The 18169-nt window shown below is 61.4% G+C and carries 15 protein-coding genes and 1 pseudogene; 5 read left to right on the forward strand and 11 right to left on the reverse strand.

Annotation, left to right across the window (positions count from 1 at the left end):
- Nucleotides 1–13: 13 nt before the first annotated feature.
- A complete protein-coding gene (gene chrA / locus WGT02_RS18115; RefSeq protein WP_024315440.1) occupies nt 14–1423 on the reverse strand; it encodes a chromate efflux transporter in 1410 nt (469 codons plus the stop codon).
- A gap of 1 nt (nt 1424) precedes the next feature.
- Nucleotides 1425–2240, reverse strand: a complete 816-nt coding sequence (locus WGT02_RS18120) for a sulfurtransferase/chromate resistance protein (protein WP_024315439.1) — start codon at nt 2238–2240, stop codon at nt 1425–1427.
- 263 nt (nt 2241–2503) lie between these two features.
- On the opposite strand from WGT02_RS18120, the gene WGT02_RS18125 reads away from it, so the two are divergent.
- Complete coding sequence (locus tag WGT02_RS18125) at nt 2504–3712, forward strand: MFS transporter (RefSeq protein WP_208249752.1); 1209 nt, start codon at nt 2504–2506, stop codon at nt 3710–3712.
- 86 nt (nt 3713–3798) lie between these two features.
- On the opposite strand, the gene WGT02_RS18130 is transcribed toward WGT02_RS18125, so the two are convergent.
- On the reverse strand, nt 3799–3954 hold the full coding sequence (locus tag WGT02_RS18130; RefSeq protein ID WP_037070035.1) for a hypothetical protein: 156 nt from the start codon (nt 3952–3954) through the stop codon (nt 3799–3801).
- 254 nt (nt 3955–4208) lie between these two features.
- On the reverse strand, nt 4209–4979 hold the full coding sequence (locus tag WGT02_RS18135; RefSeq protein WP_024315437.1) for a siderophore-interacting protein: 771 nt from the start codon (nt 4977–4979) through the stop codon (nt 4209–4211).
- Between the two features lie 300 nt (nt 4980–5279).
- On the opposite strand from WGT02_RS18135, the gene WGT02_RS18140 reads away from it, so the two are divergent.
- On the forward strand, nt 5280–5894 hold the full coding sequence (locus WGT02_RS18140) for an O-methyltransferase (protein ID WP_208249750.1): 615 nt from the start codon (nt 5280–5282) through the stop codon (nt 5892–5894).
- 25 nt (nt 5895–5919) lie between these two features.
- Here WGT02_RS18140 and WGT02_RS18145 read toward each other — a convergent pair whose 3' ends face one another.
- A complete protein-coding gene (locus tag WGT02_RS18145; protein WP_024315435.1) occupies nt 5920–7053 on the reverse strand; it encodes a TDT family transporter in 1134 nt (377 codons plus the stop codon).
- Between the two features lie 115 nt (nt 7054–7168).
- Here WGT02_RS18145 and WGT02_RS18150 point away from each other — a divergent pair, with 115 nt between their 5' ends.
- The gene (locus WGT02_RS18150) at nt 7169–8068 is read left to right on the forward strand and encodes a LysR family transcriptional regulator (RefSeq protein WP_024315434.1); all 900 of its coding nucleotides are present in this window, start codon (nt 7169–7171) and stop codon (nt 8066–8068) included.
- On the opposite strand, the gene WGT02_RS18155 is transcribed toward WGT02_RS18150, so the two are convergent.
- Together WGT02_RS18155 and WGT02_RS18160 are read right to left on the reverse strand one after the other, a co-directional pair.
- Entirely contained in the window at nt 8039–10129 is a 2091-nt protein-coding gene (locus WGT02_RS18155) for a bifunctional diguanylate cyclase/phosphodiesterase (RefSeq protein ID WP_208249749.1), read from the reverse strand. The genes WGT02_RS18150 and WGT02_RS18155 overlap by 30 nt on opposite strands.
- Before the next feature lie 169 nt (nt 10130–10298).
- Nucleotides 10299–10721, reverse strand: a complete 423-nt coding sequence (locus tag WGT02_RS18160) for a helix-turn-helix domain-containing protein (RefSeq protein WP_208249747.1) — start codon at nt 10719–10721, stop codon at nt 10299–10301.
- 71 nt (nt 10722–10792) lie between these two features.
- Between WGT02_RS18160 and WGT02_RS18165 the strand changes: the two genes are divergently transcribed.
- Nucleotides 10793–13051, forward strand: coding sequence for a heavy metal translocating P-type ATPase (locus WGT02_RS18165; RefSeq protein WP_208249745.1), 2259 nt, complete (start codon nt 10793–10795; stop codon nt 13049–13051).
- Between the two features lie 62 nt (nt 13052–13113).
- On the opposite strand, the pseudogene WGT02_RS18170 reads toward WGT02_RS18165, so the two are convergent.
- Nucleotides 13114–14280 (reverse strand): annotated as a pseudogene (locus WGT02_RS18170) (transporter substrate-binding domain-containing protein).
- 326 nt (nt 14281–14606) lie between these two features.
- Between WGT02_RS18170 and WGT02_RS18175 the strand changes: the two are divergent.
- Nucleotides 14607–14777 carry a hypothetical protein gene (locus WGT02_RS18175; protein WP_157997367.1) on the forward strand — a complete coding sequence of 57 codons (171 nt, stop codon included), beginning with the start codon at nt 14607–14609 and terminating at the stop codon, nt 14775–14777.
- 145 nt (nt 14778–14922) lie between these two features.
- Here the strand turns inward: WGT02_RS18175 and WGT02_RS18180 are convergent, their stop codons facing one another.
- The 3 genes from WGT02_RS18180 to WGT02_RS18190 form a co-directional block, all read right to left on the reverse strand.
- A complete protein-coding gene (locus tag WGT02_RS18180) occupies nt 14923–15081 on the reverse strand; it encodes an entericidin (protein ID WP_072378177.1) in 159 nt (52 codons plus the stop codon).
- A 135-nt stretch (nt 15082–15216) separates the two neighbouring features.
- Nucleotides 15217–16812 (reverse strand): phosphoglycerate dehydrogenase, encoded by a 1596-nt coding sequence (gene serA / locus WGT02_RS18185; protein WP_208249743.1) that lies wholly within the window; start codon nt 16810–16812, stop codon nt 15217–15219.
- 86 nt (nt 16813–16898) lie between these two features.
- On the reverse strand, nt 16899–18077 hold the full coding sequence (locus WGT02_RS18190) for a phosphoserine transaminase (protein WP_208249741.1): 1179 nt from the start codon (nt 18075–18077) through the stop codon (nt 16899–16901).
- Nucleotides 18078–18169 lie beyond the last annotated feature (92 nt).

Below are 18169 nucleotides of genomic sequence, written 5' to 3' on the forward strand. Positions count from 1 at the left end.
TTACGCAATCGCTTCAGAGTATCCCGAACAGCCTCCAAGCCATCCCAGCCACCGCACATCCGAACAGTGTGGGAATAACCGACATCCTGAACCGGAAGATCGCAACAGCGGCGGCAATGCTGAGAACGAGCGATGGCAGTGCCAGCGACGACCACACGGGCAGCTCGATCCATATAGGACCGAACCGGTGGATGCGCGCCTCGGTGAACAGGAAATGCAGACCGAACCAGATCGCGAGGTTCAGAATAACGCCGACCACGGCAGCGGTGATGGCCGACATCGCGCTCGCGAGCGCCGCATTGCCCCTAAGCTTTTCAATGAAAGGCGCACCGAGAAAAATCCAGAGGAAGCACGGCACGAACGTCACCCAGGTCGTAAGCATCGCAGCCAGCGTCGCGGCCGTGATCGGATCGAGGGTTCCTGGGTCGCGATAAGCGCCCATGAACCCCACGAATTGGAGAACCATGATCAGCGGGCCTGGCGTCGTCTCGGCCATGCCGAGCCCGTCGAGCATCTCCGTCGGCCGCAGCCAGCCATAGTGCTGCACCGCCTCCTGCGCGACATAGGCGAGCACGGCGTATGCGCCACCGAAGGTCACCACGGCCATCTTGCTGAAAAAGACGCCAATCTGCGTGAACACATCATCTCCGCCGCGGAAGACATAGAGCAGCAGAAGCGGCCCGAGCCAAAGGGCAAGCATGACAGCCGAAATCTTCAGCGACCACACTAGGTTCGGCCGCGCATGGACCGGCGTTTCCTCGCCAAGCGCGGAGTCTGCATCGGCAAGAACACGACCGGTCGTGGCCTTGTGGCCATTGCCTGTCTGGAAGAGCCTCGAGCCGGACTTTGCCCCCGCTAGACCTATGATCGCCGCGACCAGAATGATCAGCGGGAACGGGACATGAAGAACAAAGATCCCCAGGAAGGCCGCGGCCGCGATGGCCACCATGGCCGGGTTCCGGAGCGCCCTACCCCCGATCCGAATGACGGCTTGCACAACGACCGCAAGCACGGCGGCCTTGAGGCCGAAGAACATGCCTTCGACGGCGTCGACGTTTCCAAACACCACGTAGACGTAGCTGAGGGCAAGGATGGACAGGAAGCCGGGCAAAACGAAAAGGATGCCGGCCACAAGCCCTCCGGCCGTCCTGTGCATAAGCCAGCCGATGTAGATGGCGAGTTGTTGCGCCTCGGGCCCAGGCAACAGCATGCAATAGTTGAGAGCGTGCAGAAAACGCTGTTCGCCGATCCACTTCTTTTCGTCGACGACGATCCTGTGCATGACGGCGATCTGCCCGGCCGGGCCGCCGAAACTGAGAGCCGCCACGCGCAACCAGACGCGAAACGCCTCGCCGAAGGAGATGCCGTGGCTCGCCCCGCCCGCCATATCCTCGGCGGGCGTATCTGTGACAAGGTTGGCCATCTCAGCTTCCCTTCTTCGCGGAGGGCCAATTGTGGGTTTCCTCGGTCGCGTCCCGGCACCATCGGTAGAAAACATCATACAGGGTCATGCCTGCCTCCAATTGCTCGAGGTCGTCGGCAAACATCCGCGAGAGCCCGAGCGAGGCGGCCAGCAATCCCGCCGCTTCGGGCGCGAGATCAAGCCTTGCGGTATCTGCAGCCCTGACGATTGTAGCAAGCCTAAGGAGCGGCCCGGATTGAAGCGCGAATTCCTCCACCATGATATCGAACGAGCATCGATCGCCGCGATGGCTCCAGAAGACATCCTCGATGTCGAAGGGTGTTGCCCCGAAACGGTCGGCGACCATAAGCACGTCCGCGGCAGGAACGAACAGAAAGACCGCCGACGGATCCACGAAGCGGCGGATCAACCAGGGGCACGCTATACGGTCGATCTTCGGGCGGGCACGAGTGACCCAAACCGTCCGCCCCTTGGCGTCGCGAGGCGGCAGCTTATCCTCGGGCACGGCGAGGCCGCCTGCCTTGATCCATGCCTCGAACCCGCCCTCGAGCGTTTCGGCCTGTACGCCCATGACACGAAGATGCGCGGCAACGCCGTGGCTGAGCTTGGCGCCATGGTGGCAGACGATGACCGCCGGGCTGTGGATTTCAGCACCCCATTGGTCCACATCCCTGAATGGTTTGCGGATAGATCCGGGGATGAGACGAGCGTCGGCGGAAAAGTCCTCGTCATTGCGCACATCGATCAAAACCGGTGCACCCGGCGTGCCGATGAGGCGGTTCAGTTTATCGGTTGAGATTTCGGTGAATGACGGCATCGCGCGTCCTCCGTTTTAGCGGCTTCGTTGGACGCGACTCTTCGGCTGGCGCCTCGTGGGGTGATCGCGACCCCATGAACCATATGATCCACGGTGGATCGGGTATGTCAACACCTTCCACCGCCTGCGCTGCCGGACAATTGAGATGTAACGACTGAACCACAGGGCGATGCCGCAGCAGCCAAGCTGAAGGGTCTTCAGGTCGCCGTCAGATTTCAGAAGCACAAGACCCATGGCGGGTTGGTTTGTGAAAGGTAGTTCGAATGGTCTACGTCGCCGGCTCAAGACCCGTGGCCCTGCGGGCGATCCCGAAAGGCGTCTGGGCTCTTGGCTTCGTCTCCCTGTTCATGGACATCTCCTCCGAGATGATCCACGCGCTGCTTCCGGTCTACATGGTTGCCGTCCTCGGCACCTCGGCATTTGCGGTTGGCCTGATCGAAGGCATTGCCGAGGCGACCGCCGCCATCACCAAGGTGTTTTCCGGAGCACTGAGCGATTGGCTTGGCAAGCGAAAGCTGCTTGTGGCCCTGGGCTACGGCATCGCTGCGTTGACCAAGCCCGTCTTTCCCTTGGCGCCATCGCTTGGCTGGCTGGTGGCAGCACGTTTCATAGACCGCGTCGGCAAGGGCATCAGGGGCGCGCCACGCGACGCCCTGATCGCCGATATCAGTCCGAAGGAAATCCGTGGCGCAAGTTTCGGTCTGCGCCAATCGCTCGACACGGTCGGCGCATTCCTTGGGCCGGCGCTGGCTCTTGTTTTGATGTGGTGGACCGCCGACCACTATTCGACAGTCTTCTGGATCGCGGTCATCCCGGCGTTCTGCTCCGTCGCGATTATCCTCTTTGTCGTCAAGGAAGCGCAGCGGAACGAGCAGCGCCGCATTCGGGTGCCGTTCCGCCGCTCGGAGCTCGTCCGGCTGCCTGCGATCTACTGGCTGGTCGTTGCCGTTTCGGCAGTATTCACCCTTGCGCGGTTCAGCGAGGCCTTCCTCATTCTCGACGCTCAACAGATGCGGCTTCCCGTCATGTTCGTGCCGGTCGTGCTGATCGTCATGAACATTGCCTATGGGTTGTCGGCCTATCCGGCAGGCGTCATGGCGGACCGCGTTGACCGGATAACTCTGCTGATTGTCGGCCTGGTGCTTCTCGTTCTCGCCGACGTCGGCCTGGCGCTTCTTCCCGGATTGGCAGGCCTCGGGATTGGGGTACTGCTGTGGGGTCTCCACATGGGATTTACGCAAGGGTTGTTGGCCGCCCTTGTTGCGGATGCCGCACCCGCCGAACTGCGCGGAACCGCCTTCGGCATCTTCAACCTGATTGCGGGTATCGCGCTTCTCGCAGCGAGCGTGCTTGCCGGTGCCCTTTGGGATTGGGGCGGACACCAGATGACCTTCCTCGCCGGCGCGGCCTTCGCTTTGCTCGCCGGCCTTTCGCTTCTGCCGCTGAAAAAGCGCCTAAGGAGTGCGTCGTGAAGCCAGACCTGGCGATCCGGCGCATTGGAGAAATGGCGAACTCACAATGAAAATCCACGTGCCCGATAGCGAGCACGCGGACGCCCTCATCGACTGCCGGCTATCCGGCCGGCGATCTTGAAGGAAAGCTTGCCCACGAAAATCGTCCATTCGTGCAGGCATTCAGCTGTCCGCCCGAGCTTCAGGAAACTGAACAGTCCCGTCATGCAGAAGGCCATCAGCAGGGTCTTGGTATCGGTCATTGTCGTTCTCCACGCGGAGGCGGACTGCGCCAGAAGCATTTTCCAAAGACACAGGCACCACCTCTCAACAAGGTTAGGTGCCGTGGGTTCGCCTTTGGCGACTAATTCTCGCTGGTGCGAGGGCCGGAATAACCAACCGGCCGATCACTTTTCGGCCCGCTCTGGTTATTGCGGCATGTCGGTTCTGTCATTCGACCGGGCCAAAGGAACAGCGAGCCGTCGCCTGACGCGCTCGCTCGCTTCGCAGCCCGATCCTAGTCGAACTTCTCAGTCGTATCTGCCTTCCCCTTCACCCAATAGCCAGACGCCTTGATCCAGTGCAGCGGATAGCCTCTTTCGGCGACCAGATAGTCGCGGACGGCGCGCGTGACCGAAGCCTCCGCCGCGACCCAAACGAAGGTCCCGGGCTCGATGTCCATGTTGCGCAAGATCGTCAGCAGCGGCCCGGCGTCCGTCGCATCCGAAAGAGGACGGTCCGCCCAATGCAAATGCAGGTCCGCCTTGGTTTCGAAGATCTGTCTCTCCGCCGGACCGGCCACCGCAGTGATCGCGGTGATCACTGTACCGGTGTCGCATTCTTCGATCCGACGTCCCATCGCCGGCAAGGCAGTCTCATCGCCGATCAGCAGCCAGCGGGTCACGCTGGCGGAGACCACCGCCGAGCCGCGCGGCCCACCGATAGCTAGCGTATCGCCCCGGGACGCATCGATCGCCCATTGGGTCACCGGACCCGCCTCATGCAACGCAAAGTCGATCGTCAATGTGCGGGCATCGTTGTTGTACCGCCGAGGCGTGTAGTCGCGGCGCGCTTCGCCCTTTGCCGCGGGAACGAAAATCTTCAAGTGATCGTCGGGCGCTAGGCTGACGAAGTCCGCGAGATCGTCACCCGTGAGGACGATGCGGCGCATGCCCGGTGTGATATCGGTGACTTCGGCGACGGTCAGGGCGCGGCGACGCAAGTCGTGGCGAACCCGTTCGATCTGTGGAGCCGGCAGGCTGTGAGTTGGGTTTTGATTGTTATCCATCGTGTCCTTCGGAGGCTCGTTACCCCGATCCGCAGGACACAGTCGCGCAGATCGGAGCCGCAGAGCGGTTCGATCATACGCGTTGAGTGACGTTAACGCTTACGTGACCGAGGTGCTCGGCCATTGACGAACGCGATGTAATCGACATCTCAGGGCTGTGCAACAACCGCCGGCGGTAAATGTCGATTGTTGCGAAAGTTTAACTTTGATGCTGGCGTCATCCGGTCAAGACTTCCCGGGCGACGACCGCTCAAGTGGGTGGCGTGGCCCTGAAAACGCGCGCACCGCGAGGGACTGACAATGGACCGCAAGATCCACGACGTACTTGAAGCCTACCATGTCATGATCCGAAAGGAGCAAAGCAGTCCGCGCGAGCTTCCTCCCGGCGGCCGCGATGGAGGGCAGGACATGCGCTTGCGTGCGGTCGGTCGCGAAACCGGACAGCTTATCAACATCCTCGCCAAGAGCCTCAAAGAGCCGGTCATTCTCGAGCTCGGCACATCCTTCGGCTATTCCAGCATCTGGCTGGCGGAGGCTGCCCGGGCCGCGGGCGGAAAGCTGATCACGATGGAACTGCACGAGTACAAGTCGGCACATGCCAAGGAGATGGCGACAAAGGCGGGACTTGCCGATTGGATCGATTTCAGGATCGGTGACGCGGTGCAGATGATCAGCGAGCTCACGGATGGCATCGACTTTGTCCTGGTGGATCTCTGGAAGGACTTGTACCTGCCATGCCTGGAGGCCTTTTACCCTAAGCTCAATCCCGGCGCGATCGTCGTTGCCGACAACATGCTGCGTCCGGGCGACGAGAACCTCAGGCGGTATGGCGCAGATATCCGGGCCAAGCCGGGCATTACCAGTGTGCTTCTGCCGGTCGGTAGCGGCATCGAGGTCAGCCGCTTTGGTGGGTGAAATCAAAACCGGCAGCGCGGGCCATTCAAGCCTGATCGGCCAGGCTTGGATCGGCAAAAAGCGTGCCGTCAGCAGCCCCGAAACAGGTTCTGATGGCAACCACGATCCAGATCCCCGATAGCGCGACGACCAGAACTCCGCCAAAGATGGCGATCGCCGGGAGATGAACCACCGCCGCCAGGCGCAGCGTGGCAACCGCATAGACTCCGATCGGGAAGGTATATCCCCACCAGCCGAGATTGAACGGGGGGCCGTTCAGCAGGTAGCGCGCAGTCGTGGCGAGCGCTATGCCCAGCCACCACAAGCCATAGGCCCAGAGCAGGATTGCACCGAGGAGGGCGGCACCGGACATTGCACCGGCGAAGACGCCGAGACCGTTGGCGATAAGCACCGCGTTCCCGTTCAGGGTAAAAAGGATCAGTCCGAGCGCGCCGGTCCCGATCGGACCGAGCGACAGGAAAGCGGTCGACGCCATGTGAGCCGGAGGCAGCTTGTGGAGGACCATGCGCAGGAAGAGGATGGTGAGCAGCCCCAGCGCCAGCGGCACCGAACAGGCCCAGAGCACGTAGCTCGCAAACAGCACCGTCATCTGGCCACTCGCGCCGGGAATATGCGGAAGAAGCAGGCCGCCGCTTGCCGCGGTCACTTCGCAGGCAACGATCGGCAACAGCCAGACCGCACTCATCTCTTCGAAGACATGGTTCTGCCGAGTGAACATGGCAAATGGGATGGCCAGTCCGGCAAGCACGGCGAGCGCGGCATCAAGCCACCAGAGGCCGATGGCGACGGGAACGGCCGCTTCGCCAAACCACGTCAAGCCGAAGATGACCGTTCCGTTGACGATCGTCGCAAGCCCCATGGGAATGCACCCGAAGAACATCGATACGACGGGGTGTGAGAAAGCGCGCAAGGCCTCGCGCGGGTGTCGGATCCATTTGCCGGCATAAAGGATCGAAAGACAGGCAAACAGGACGATATTCGAGAGCCATAGAACCTCCCCGGCCGCAACCAATGCCGGTGCATTCGGGAACTGTGCGAGGCAGACGGCAAGAATGCCTGTGCCCATCGTCGCCGCGAACCAGTTCGGCGTAAAATGCAGGACGCACCGGCGTCCTTCAGATTGCGTGGGTCGAATGCCCAGGTCGGTGAATGCGGTCATGGATATCCTTAAAAGCGTCGTCCATCGATACGCCCACAGATCAATCGATTCTAACGAATTGTAATTCTAGTTACGTTCGATAAAATCGAATGATCGATTCACAGCGAATGATCCCTTGACCCTCGAACAGCTTCGAATTTTCGTGGAGGTCGCCACCCGCCAGCACATCACCCAGGCAGCGGCCCACCTCAACATGACGCAATCGGCCGTCAGCGCCGCAATCACTGCGCTTGAACGCAGGCATCACGTTGCGCTGTTTGATCGCGTCGGACGCTCGATCGTGCTGAACCAGACCGGACGCGTGTTCCTCAAGGAGGCGCAAGCCGTCCTTGCGAGCGCGCGCGCTGCCGAAGCCGCCTTGATGGATCTGTCGGGCCTCATGCACGGTGAACTGTCGATCATGGCGAGCCAAACCGTCGCCGGCTATTGGCTGGCCCCACGTCTCGCGGACTATCGCAACCTCTACCCCGGCATCGCGCTCAAGGTTCTCATCGGCAATACGGAGGAAGTCACCGACGCCGTAGCGCAGGGAAGGGCAGAGATCGGCCTCATCGAATGGCCGCAGGAACGCCGGAGCCTGTCGGCCAGAAGGATTGCCACTGACGAGATGATCGTGATCGTCGCGCCTCGACACCCCTGGGCCGACGGCAAACCGCTAACCGTCGACGACTTCCCGAAGACGGCTTGGATCCTGCGCGAGACCGGTTCGGGAACCCGCCGCGCATTCGAGAGCCTACTGGAAACAGCCGGGTTGACGGCCGCCGCGCTGGATATTCCAATGTCGCTGCCGGGCAACGAAACGGTGATCGGCATCGTTGAGACTGGACTAGGGGCAACGCTGATGTCACGAAGCATCGCGGCCCCTTTCCTGCGGGCTGGAACTCTCAAGGAGGCGAACATCCCGCCCCTACCCCGCCCGTTCTTTCTGCTGCGCCATCAGGAACGCTATCGCAGCAAGGCTGCCGACACCTTCGATGCGATGATTTCAGCCACGGGCTCCGACAAGCAAGGGTGAGGCGCCGCCCTCGATCAGAGCCTGCGCCTCGGCCTGCAGCATCGGCCTGCCAAGCAGGAAGCCTTGCACCTCGCTGAAGCCTTCGGCGCGCAATTTCTGCAACTGCTCCTCGGTCTCGATCCCTTCCGCAAGCGTCGTTGCATTGAAGCCGGAGCCGATACCGACGACCGCACGTACGATCGCCAGATTACCCGGATCCGTTTCGATGCCTGAGACGAAGCTGCGGTCGAGCTTGATCTTGTCGAAGGCAAAGGCCCGCAAGTAGCTCAAGGACGAATAGCCGGTGCCGAAATCGTCAATGGCGATGCGGATGCGAAGTTCCTTCAATGCCCGCAGCAGCGGCAGGCTTTGCTCGACGTCGGCCAGGAAGACGGATTCTGTAATCTCGATCTCGAGGCGTTCCGGAAAAAGGCCGGTCTCGTCGAGTGCGGAGACGACCGTCGCAAGCAGGCTATTGTGCCGGAACTGGCACACGGAGAGATTGACCGCGATCTTCAAATGATTGGGCCAGGCGGCCGCCGCCCGGCAGGCTTCGCGCAACACCCACTCGCCGATCTGAATGATGAGGCCTGTTTCCTCTGCGATAGGGATGAGTTCCATCGGCGGAACCAGCCCTCGGACGGGATGGCGCCAGCGGATCAAGGCCTCGAAGCCCGCCAAGCCATCGTCATCGAGTTGCACGATCGGCTGGTAGTGAAGTTCGAACTGGCCTTTTAGCAGCGCCTCGTGAAGTTCGGCCGTGAGCATGTGCCGGCGCTCTGCTTCCAGACGCATTTCCGGCACATAGAAGCGGTAGGTCGAGCGGCCGCTCTCCTTGGCTGCATAGAGCGCAAGGTCCGCGTTGCGCATCAGGACATCGTCGTCCTCGGTATGTTCAGGCGCAAGCGCAATGCCGATGCTACAGGTGACGTGCTCGTTGACGCCGTCGAGATCAAACGGGGTCGATAGCGATCTAAGCAGACGTTCGGCAAAGCGTTCGATGCTCTCGCGTCGCTGCAAGCGCAAAAGCAGCGCGAATTCATCGCCGCCGAGGCGAGCGACGAGATCGCCGTCTGCCACCAGTTGCATCAGACGTGCGGCGACCTGGCAGAGCAACGCATCGCCTGCCGCGTGGCCCTTGCTGTCATTGATGTGCTTGAAATGGTCGACATCGAGGTAAAGCAACGCCAGCGGGTTTTGCGCCGTGGCGATCGGTGCTTCCCGCTGGATATGATCGGCAAAGAATGCCCGGTTCGGCAGGCCGGTCAGTGCATCATGCATTGCCATGTAGGCGAGACGTGCCTCGACCGACCGCTCCTCGGTCACGTCCTGGGAAATGCCGAGCACATAGCGCGGCGCTCCGCCATCCGGTGCGGGAAGTGCACGCTTGATCGTCCGCAGGATCCGCGGCGCCCCATCGGCGCGCTCAATCGTCTCCTCGAAGCTGATGGTTGCTCCGGCCCCAAGAGCCCTAGAGTCCTGCTCGCGAAAAATGGCCGTTTGCCTGTCGTCGAATAGGATGCAATCGCTCTGGCCGACAATGTCTTTCGGGTCATAGCCGACGATGCCGCCGCAAGCCTCGTTGAAAAGGATGTAGCGGCCGTCTTCGTCCATGTCCTTCACGAAGACGCCGACGGGCAGGTTGTCGACGATGCTGTCTAGCATCGAGCGCGTATCGCTCACCTGCTGCTGGGCTGCGTTGACCTCGGTCCGGTCCTGAACGATCGCGAGGATCGCATCCCGCCCGTCAAAACGAACCGCCCGCCCATAGGTAAGGACTTCCAGGGTTTCGCCGTTGGCCTTCACGTGCGTCCAACGCTCGGCGCGTTCCATGTCGGTTTTGCGCTGCACGGCATCGAGCATTCGCTTGCGCTCCTGCTCCGGCCGGATGTCGAGGACCGTCATGCGCGCATAGTCCTGGCGCGAATAGCCATAGAGATCGACAGCAGCGTTGTTGACGATCAGGAAGCGAAGGCTGCCGGGATCGTAAACCCACATCGGCGAGGGATGGGTTGCAAACAGCGACCGAAAATCGTCGTTCGGCGCATCGATCGGAACAAATGCTTTTTGAAGACCGGTCATGAGGAAATCACATGAAACAATGGCAGCGGATCGGCAGGTTATAGACAGAAAAGCTAAATAAAATCAGAATCATAGTGCGCACAAACTTTAGGCGAAACGCCCTTAGATTGGGCAGCATGTCTTCCGGCTCTGTTGTCGTTTCTTTAGCTTATCGATCCGGTATCCATCGTCAGTGATGGGCGTGACTGCACTGACCGTGATCCGCCAGAACCTCGATGACCCGGCACTGATCGACGCGACCATGACCGCAGCCTTCCACCATCAGTTCCAGTTCCGCCTTCAAGGCCATCAGGCTTCGGATTCTCTGCTCGACTTCGACGAGACGGGCCTTGGCGATCGCGTCCGCTGAAGCGCAGGACTGATGTGGATCGTCCTGCAGTGTCAGGAGCGCGCGGATCGCTTCCACCTCGAAACCAAGCTCGCGGGCATGACGGATGAAGGCGAGCCTGCGCAGATCTGCGGGCTCGTAGGAGCGTTGATTGGCCTCGCTGCGGTTTGGCTCCGGCAGGAGGCCGATGCTTTCGTAGTAGCGGATCGTCGGTACCTTAACGCCGCTTTTTCGGGAGGCCTCGCCGATCGTGATCTTTTTCATGATTTTCCTCTTGCACCTCTAGTCGCTAGAGGATGTAGGAAGGATGCCTCTGTCTGACAAGGAAGCGGATCATGGGTGAAACGGTGGAGAAACGTTACAGGGTTGCCGGCATGGATTGCGCCGGCTGCGCAGCCAAGATCGACACGGCCGTCCGGCGTATGCCAGGCGTCGAAGACGTTTCGGTCTCCGTGACGGCAGGAACGATGACGGTGCGCCACGATGGCAACAGCGACCTTGTCGCGATCGAAAGGAAAGTGACGAGCCTCGGCTATTCCGTCTCTCAGGTCGCCGGAAGGTTGCCGGCAGAAACACCACCGGCAAATCATGCACACCAGCACCACGACCACACTGACCATGACCATGACCATGACCATGATCATGCTAACCACGATCACACAGGTCGGGAACATACCGAGGAAAAGGCGACGGACGCACCGGAGGGCCTCCACGGTCACGACGTCCCAATCGCTGGACCTTGGTGGCAAGGCAAGAAGGGCCGCCTGACAATCCTTTCCGGCGCAGCGCTCGTTGTCGCCTACGTCATTGGTCACCTCGTGCCGGCAATTGCGCCCCATGCATTCATCGTGGCGATGCTCGTCGGGCTTGTTCCAATCGCTCGGCGCGCCGTCGTCGCCGCCTTCGCAGGCACACCCTTCTCGATCGAGATGCTGATGACGATCGCGGCAGTCGGCGCGGTGATCATCAATGCAGGCGAGGAAGCCGCGACAGTGGTCTTCCTGTTCCTGGTCGGCGAACTGCTGGAAGGCGTCGCCGCCGGCAAGGCGCGCGCGAGCATCCAGTCTCTGGCGACCCTGGTTCCGAAGCGTGCCTTCCTCGAAGAGGGTGGTGCGACCCGGGAAGTGCTGGCCGAGGGCCTCGCCGTCGGTTCGACCATTCTGGTTCGTCCGGGCGACCGCATCGCGGCTGATGGCACCATTCTGTCCGGCGAGAGTGCCATCGACGAAGCGCCGGTCACCGGCGAGAGTACGCCAGTGCGCAAAGGCGAAGGCGACATGGTTTTTGCCGGCACCGTCAACGGTGACGCAGCGCTTCGGGTAAAGGTGACGGCGGCGGCGGCCGACAACACGATTGCACGCGTCGTCCGTCTCGTGGAGGAGGCGCAGGAATCCAAGGCGCCGACGGAGCGCTTCATCGATCGTTTCTCTCGCTATTACACGCCTGGCGTCGTCGTCGTTGCAGCCCTCATCGCCATCCTGCCACCGCTTCTTGCAGGCGGCGCCTGGGACGAGTGGATCTACAAGGGCCTCGCCATATTGCTGATCGGTTGCCCCTGCGCACTGGTGATTTCGACCCCGGCCGCAATTGCTGCCTCGCTTTCTTCGGGAGCGCGCCGTGGCCTGCTGCTGAAGGGTGGCGCGGTCCTCGAGACGCTTGGCAAAGTCACCGCCGTCGCCCTCGACAAAACAGGCACGCTGACGGAAGGCAAGCCGCAGGTGACTGATGTGATTGCTTTCGGACTGGACGAAGCCGAAATCCTCAAATATGCCGCCGCCCTTGAGACAGGGTCTAGCCATCCGCTGGCGCTGGCGATCCTGGCAAGGGCAACGGCCTCGGGGATCACGCTCCCCGCAACGACAGACGCCAAGGCTCTAGGGGGCAAAGGCATTGCCGGGAGGGTCGAGGGCCAGCCGGTGTTCTTCGGGTCTCCCAAGGCCACCGGCGAGCGAATTCCTCTTTCGTCCGATCAGACGGCGCGCATCACGGCGCTCAACGACGATGGAAAGACGGTTTCGGTGCTCGTCGTCGGCGACACGCTGGCAGGAGCCATTGCCATGCGCGACGAACCGCGTGACGACGCCAAGTCCGGGCTCGAGGAATTGACTGAGGCAGGCATCAAGATCGTCATGCTCACCGGCGATAACCGCCGCACCGCCGAGGCCATTGGCAAGCAGCTCGGCATCGAGGTGCGCGCCGAGCTGATGCCGGAGGACAAGCAGCGCATCGTGAACGAGCTGAAGCGTGGTGGTTTGATCGTTGCCAAGGTTGGGGACGGTATCAACGACGCTCCGGCGCTTGCTACAGCCGATGTCGGTATCGCCATGGGTGGCGGCACCGATGTGGCGCTCGAAACTGCCGACGCCGCCATCCTGCATGGCCGCGTCAGCGATGTTTTGGCATTGATCGCGCTTTCCAAGCGCACCATGCGCAACATCGTCGAAAACATCACTATCGCGCTCGGCCTGAAGGCCGTGTTCCTGGTGACCACCATCGCTGGTATCACCGGCCTGTGGCCCGCGATCCTGGCCGACACCGGCGCCACGGTACTGGTCACCATCAATGCGCTGAGACTGCTGAAACCGGCCAAATAAGGATCGCCGGTCTCGCGTCTATCCACAGCGAGCGTCGGTCACGGAGACATCGGTCGTTCGTTCTACCGTTTCTCTCCGAGGTACTGAAACAGTGTCCGCCTCCAACGCTGGTCGTGGATTGCCTCGAGGACGGCAACGTCGATTGCCTTGCGATACGGGCGGGCGAGCGGCATGGCGAGCCCGTAGCTCTGCGGCTCGAAGTCGATGTCCAGGACTTGCACGGTGCTGGAGAAATGTTGCTCCACTGTCCAGGCGAGAAGCGGCTTGTCGTACACGAAGGCATCGATCGATCCGGCGTCGAGCGTCTTGAGCCCGTCGCCGATCTGGGCAAACGTGCGATGCTTGATGCGCTCGCCGTCCAGGAAGCCGATGGTTGCCGAGTTGGCCAGCGTCCCGACGTGCACGTTCGGCAGATCATCCACGCCGTTGACCAGTCCGCGCATCTGCCTGGTCGTCAATGCAGAAGGGACGCTGGCTGTAAAAACTGCGATCGTGATGATCGAGACCACCATCCAGATAATCGCGAGCGCCCTGCCCGCGATCGTGATCGGTCCGCGATGTCCGGTGCTGGCTTGCGTCATTGCCTCCGCGGACCACCAAATGCTCGCGCCCAATCCGCGTCCCACCGTTCCTCCGAAGTCGTCGTTATGGCGCCGCTCAAACAGCCATACCAGCGCGCCAACGAGCAGCGAGATGCCGATCAGCGCTCCTGCCGCCTGCAGGAAGCCCGCTGAGATCATCGTCCGGATGATTTCGCGCCACACCGACACGCTGTTGACGGATACCGCGATCCCCAGGCCGGTATCGTAGAAAGGCTGGCAGAAATCCACGCTGCGTTCGCGTTCGGCCGTGATCGTGATCGCCGCCACGGAAACATCGTAGTCGCGCCCCGCGACGTCGCTTCGATGAGCTTCTGGACATCAGGTTCTTCGGAGTCCGAGCTTTTGTGCAACCTCGCGCCAGAGCTCGATAGAAATGCCGCTCCAATTGCCGTCAGCATCCTTCATCGCGAAGGGCGGCGCCTCCTTGGTACCGATAACAAGCTCTCGCTGAGGAAAGTCCTGCCTTTTTGTTTGCTGCGGCATCTGGCCGTAGACACTGCCTTCACCAACCGCAGCTGCGCCGAGCGCCGCGAGACCAATTAGCGCGCGCCCGACATAGCGGAGCGCGCCGTGCAGCCAATTGCGTCCGCTGCTCGCGTCAGACACTGCAAGGGAGACTGCCATCATACCCGTTCCACCAGCCTCCAACGCCCGAAAAGAACCGCCCGCAGGGCCCCCAGTCCGCGCGATCGCCGGCTGGTCACCCCGGTTGGGCGGTGCTCCGAAGCGAGCCACGGAAGTGCGGAAATTGGAAGTACGTTACGGTAAAATTGCTCTTGGCTTAATGGCGTTGGTGTGCCTGCAAACCTCTTGCGCGGTTTACCCTTGGAATTTGCACGCGGCCCGGAACATTTTGCGCGCTAGGGAGTTAACGTTAAGAGGAGGAGTAACATGACGAATGACTTCAACAAACCAAACCCGATGAATACCTCAGCGTCCAAGAGCAAGACGCTATGGATTGTTTTAGCAGCCATTGTCGTTATCGTAGCTCTAGCAGCGACTTACTGGCCGAGATCACAGAGCAGCTCGACCGCGACAGCTCCGAACGCACCGGCCCCGACCACTTCCGAGCCGGCTTCGCCGCCACCCGCATCGACTACACCGGCAACACCGCCGGCAGCTAATCCGCCAGCAGCGAATGCGCCCGCTGAGGCTCCGGCAACTCCTGCGGCTCCTGCCGCTCCGGCTCCTGCGAACCCGCAGTAATCGCGAGCCCGCTTGCTCAGGCGGGCTTTACTGGTTCCCCAGAATAGAGGCCGGCTGTTGGACTTAGTTCGCGCCGGCCTTGAGGACACGATGCGTGCTGGCATCGAGCGCATTGCCCGCCTCCCTGCCGTCCCTGGCAAGACCATTCGCCGTGTTTGCGCAGGACGAGAGGCCGATTAGCGATGCAAGCGCAATGGCGATAGCGACGGCTGACTTTGTCATGGCAGCTCCCGAATTGACCATGAAAGAACGATAGTCGCCCGCGTGACGGTGATCAACTTGGACGACTGAGAGGCAAAACGAGAAAACCGGCGCAAGGTTCCCACGCCGGGTTTTCTCATTGCCTTGGGAGCAAACTCAATCGACCGCAAAGACCAGCGACTTTGCCTGGCGGATCGCCGTGTTTGCCGTCAGCTTGGCAAGCACCTCATCGCCAATCGGACCATCGACGTAAAGCAGCGCGATCGCATCCCCACCCTGCTTGTCACGGCCGAGTTGGAAATTCGCGATATTGACGCCGGCGGTGCCAAGCGTCGTGCCGATGAAGCCGATCATGCCGGGCACGTCGGTGTTGGTGATGTAGACCATGTGCGAGCCGACGTCGGCATCGAGGTTGATACCCTTGATCTGGATGAAGCGCGGCTTGCCGTCCGAGAACACCGTACCAGCGATGGAACGGGTCATCGAATCGGTCTTGACGGTCAACTTAATGTAGCCGTCGAACACGCCGGTCTTGTCCCGCTTGACCTCGGAGAGCACGATGCCCTTTTCCTTGATCATGATCGGCGCGGAGACCATGTTGACGTCGGCAACCTGCGTGCGGATCAAGCCGGCAAGCAGTGCGCTCGTCAGGGCGCGCGTGTTCATCGTGGCTGTCGCACCGTCGAAAAGGATCTCGATTTCCTTGATCGGCTCTTCGGTAACCTGGCCGACGAAGGCGCCGAGAACGTCGGCGAGCCGGATGAACGGCTTAAGGATCGGTGCTTCTTCCGCGGTGATCGACGGCATGTTGATGGCGTTGGAAACGGCACCCTTCACCAGGTAGTCCGACATCTGCTCGGCAACCTGCAGCGCTACGTTTTCCTGCGCTTCCGTGGTCGATGCGCCGAGATGCGGGGTGCAGACGACGTTCGGCAGGCCGAAAAGCGGGCTTTCCTTGGCCGGCTCGACTTCGAAGACGTCGAAACCGGCACCAGCGACATGGCCGGACTTGATGGCTTCGGCAAGGGCCGCCTCGTCGACGAGACCGCCGCGAGCGCAGTTGATGATGCGAACGCCGGGCTTTGTCTTCGCAAGGTTTTCAGCGCCGAGAATGCCGCGCGTCTTGTCCGTCATCGGCACATGCAGGGTGATGAAGTCGGCCTTGGCCAGCAGCTCGTCGAGCTCAACCTTGGTGACGCCCATTTCCTCGGCGCGTTCCTTCGAGAGGAAGGGGTCGTAGGCCAGAACGTGCATCTTCAGGCCGATGGCGCGCGCGCAGACGATCGAGCCGATATTGCCGGCACCGATGACGCCAAGCGTCTTGCCGGTGATTTCGACACCCATGAACTTCGACTTTTCCCACTTGCCGGCCTGCGTCGAGGCATCGGCAGCTGGCATCTGGCGGGCGACCGCAAACATCAGCGCAATGGCATGCTCGGCCGTGGTGATCGAGTTGCCGAACGGCGTGTTCATGACGATGATGCCGCGGCGCGAGGCGGCCGGAATATCGACATTGTCGACGCCGATGCCGGCGCGGCCGATGACCTTGAGGTTGGTCGCAGCAGAAATCAGCTTCTCCGTCGCCTTCGTGGCGGAGCGGATGGCGAGACCGTCGTAATTGCCGATGATCTCGGCGAGCTTGTCCTTGTCCTTGCCAAGCTGCGGCTGGAAATCGACTTCGACGCCGCGATCACGGAAGATCTGGACGGCGGTTTCCGACAGTTCGTCGGATACGAGAACGCGAGGTGCCATTGGGGGCTTCCTTCAAAAGTGTTCAGCGATGGATGAAATCAGGAATGCGAGGCTCCGCCCGTTCGGCGGAGCCGGATGCGATCAGCTCAGGCAGCAGCCTGGGAAAGCGTTGCCTTCTGCGTCTCGAAGGCCCAGGAAAGCCACGGCATCAGCTTCTGCATGTCGGCGGTTTCGATCGTGGCACCGGCCCAAATGCGCAGGCCCGACGGCGCGTCGCGATAATGGCCTATGTCGTAGGCGACACCTTCCTTGTCGAGCAGGCTGACGATGCCCTTGGCGAAGTTCGCCTGGCCATCGGCATCGAGCGCCAGAACGCCCTTGTCGACGATCTTCAGGCAAACGGAGGTGTTGGAGGCCGTCTCCGGCTTCACGGCCAGGTTGGCGATCCAATCGTTGGCGGCCACGAAATCGGCGATGACCTTGGCGTTCGCATCGGCGCGGGCCATCAGGCCCTTGAGCCCACCAACGTCCTTCGACCACAGCAGGGCATCGATATAATCCTCGACGCACAGCATGGACGGCGTGTTGATGGTCTCGCCGCTGAAGATGCCTTCGATCAGCTTGCCGCCCGAGGTCAGGCGGAAAATCTTCGGCAGCGGCCAGGCCGGTGCATAGTTGAGCAGACGCTCGACGGCTCGCGGCGACAGGATGATGACGCCATGTGCCCCCTCGCCGCCCAGAACCTTCTGCCAGGAGAAGGTGACGACATCGAGCTTGGCAAAATCGAGGTTCTGCGCGAAAGCGGCCGAGGTCGCGTCGCAGATCGTCAGGCCGTTGCGATCGGGGGGGATGAAATCGGCGTTCGGAACGCGGACGCCCGAGGTCGTGCCGTTCCAGGTGAAGACCACGTCGCGGTCAAAATCGATGCTCGAAAGATCCGGCAGCTCGCCATATCCGGCTTCGATCTTGCGGACGTCCTTCAACTTCAGTTGCTTGACGACGTCGGTGACCCAGCCCGCGCCGAAGCTTTCCCAGGCGACCATGTCGACGCCGCGCTCACCGAGCAATGACCAGAGCGCCATTTCGACAGCGCCGGTGTCAGATGCGGGAACGATGCCAATGCGGTAGTCCGCCGGCACTTCCAGAATTTCACGGGTAAGATCGATGGCCTGCTTCAGCTTCGTCTTGCCGACCTTCGCACGGTGCGAACGGCCAAGGGCCGCGTCGGAAAGAGCTTCAAGCGTCCAACCGGGGCGCTTCGAACAAGGGCCAGAAGAAAAATGAGTATTGTTCGGACGTACGTCCGGCTTTGCGGTCTTCGCCATGTGCTATCCTTCCAGATAGATAGCTCCTCGTTGGGGAGGAGTGTCCCGCCGCCGTCGTTATAGGGCGGTGAGATCGAAGTCAAGCAACCGGC

This window comes from Rhizobium sp. T1470 (assembly GCF_042140505.1).
GTDB classification, from domain to species: Bacteria; Pseudomonadota; Alphaproteobacteria; order Rhizobiales; family Rhizobiaceae; genus Rhizobium; species Rhizobium favelukesii.

Bases quoted from the DNA above. Each gene is read 5' to 3' on its own strand.
- chrA (WP_024315440.1), bottom strand. From the start codon at position 1,423: ATGGCCAACCTTGTCACAGATACGCCCGCCGAGGATATGGCGGGCGGG.
- WGT02_RS18130 (WP_037070035.1), bottom strand. From the start codon at position 3,954: ATGACCGATACCAAGACCCTGCTGATGGCCTTCTGCATGACGGGACTG.
- WGT02_RS18140 (WP_208249750.1), top strand. From the start codon at position 5,280: ATGGACCGCAAGATCCACGACGTACTTGAAGCCTACCATGTCATGATC.
- WGT02_RS18120 (WP_024315439.1), bottom strand. From the start codon at position 2,240: ATGCCGTCATTCACCGAAATCTCAACCGATAAACTGAACCGCCTCATC.
- WGT02_RS18190 (WP_208249741.1), bottom strand. From the start codon at position 18,077: ATGGCGAAGACCGCAAAGCCGGACGTACGTCCGAACAATACTCATTTT.
- WGT02_RS18160 (WP_208249747.1), bottom strand. From the start codon at position 10,721: ATGAAAAAGATCACGATCGGCGAGGCCTCCCGAAAAAGCGGCGTTAAG.
- WGT02_RS18125 (WP_208249752.1), top strand. From the start codon at position 2,504: ATGGTCTACGTCGCCGGCTCAAGACCCGTGGCCCTGCGGGCGATCCCG.
- WGT02_RS18155 (WP_208249749.1), bottom strand. From the start codon at position 10,129: ATGACCGGTCTTCAAAAAGCATTTGTTCCGATCGATGCGCCGAACGAC.
- WGT02_RS18135 (WP_024315437.1), bottom strand. From the start codon at position 4,979: ATGGATAACAATCAAAACCCAACTCACAGCCTGCCGGCTCCACAGATC.
- WGT02_RS18180 (WP_072378177.1), bottom strand. From the start codon at position 15,081: ATGACAAAGTCAGCCGTCGCTATCGCCATTGCGCTTGCATCGCTAATC.
- serA (WP_208249743.1), bottom strand. From the start codon at position 16,812: ATGGCACCTCGCGTTCTCGTATCCGACGAACTGTCGGAAACCGCCGTC.
- WGT02_RS18175 (WP_157997367.1), top strand. From the start codon at position 14,607: ATGGATTGTTTTAGCAGCCATTGTCGTTATCGTAGCTCTAGCAGCGAC.
- WGT02_RS18145 (WP_024315435.1), bottom strand. From the start codon at position 7,053: ATGACCGCATTCACCGACCTGGGCATTCGACCCACGCAATCTGAAGGA.
- WGT02_RS18165 (WP_208249745.1), top strand. From the start codon at position 10,793: ATGGGTGAAACGGTGGAGAAACGTTACAGGGTTGCCGGCATGGATTGC.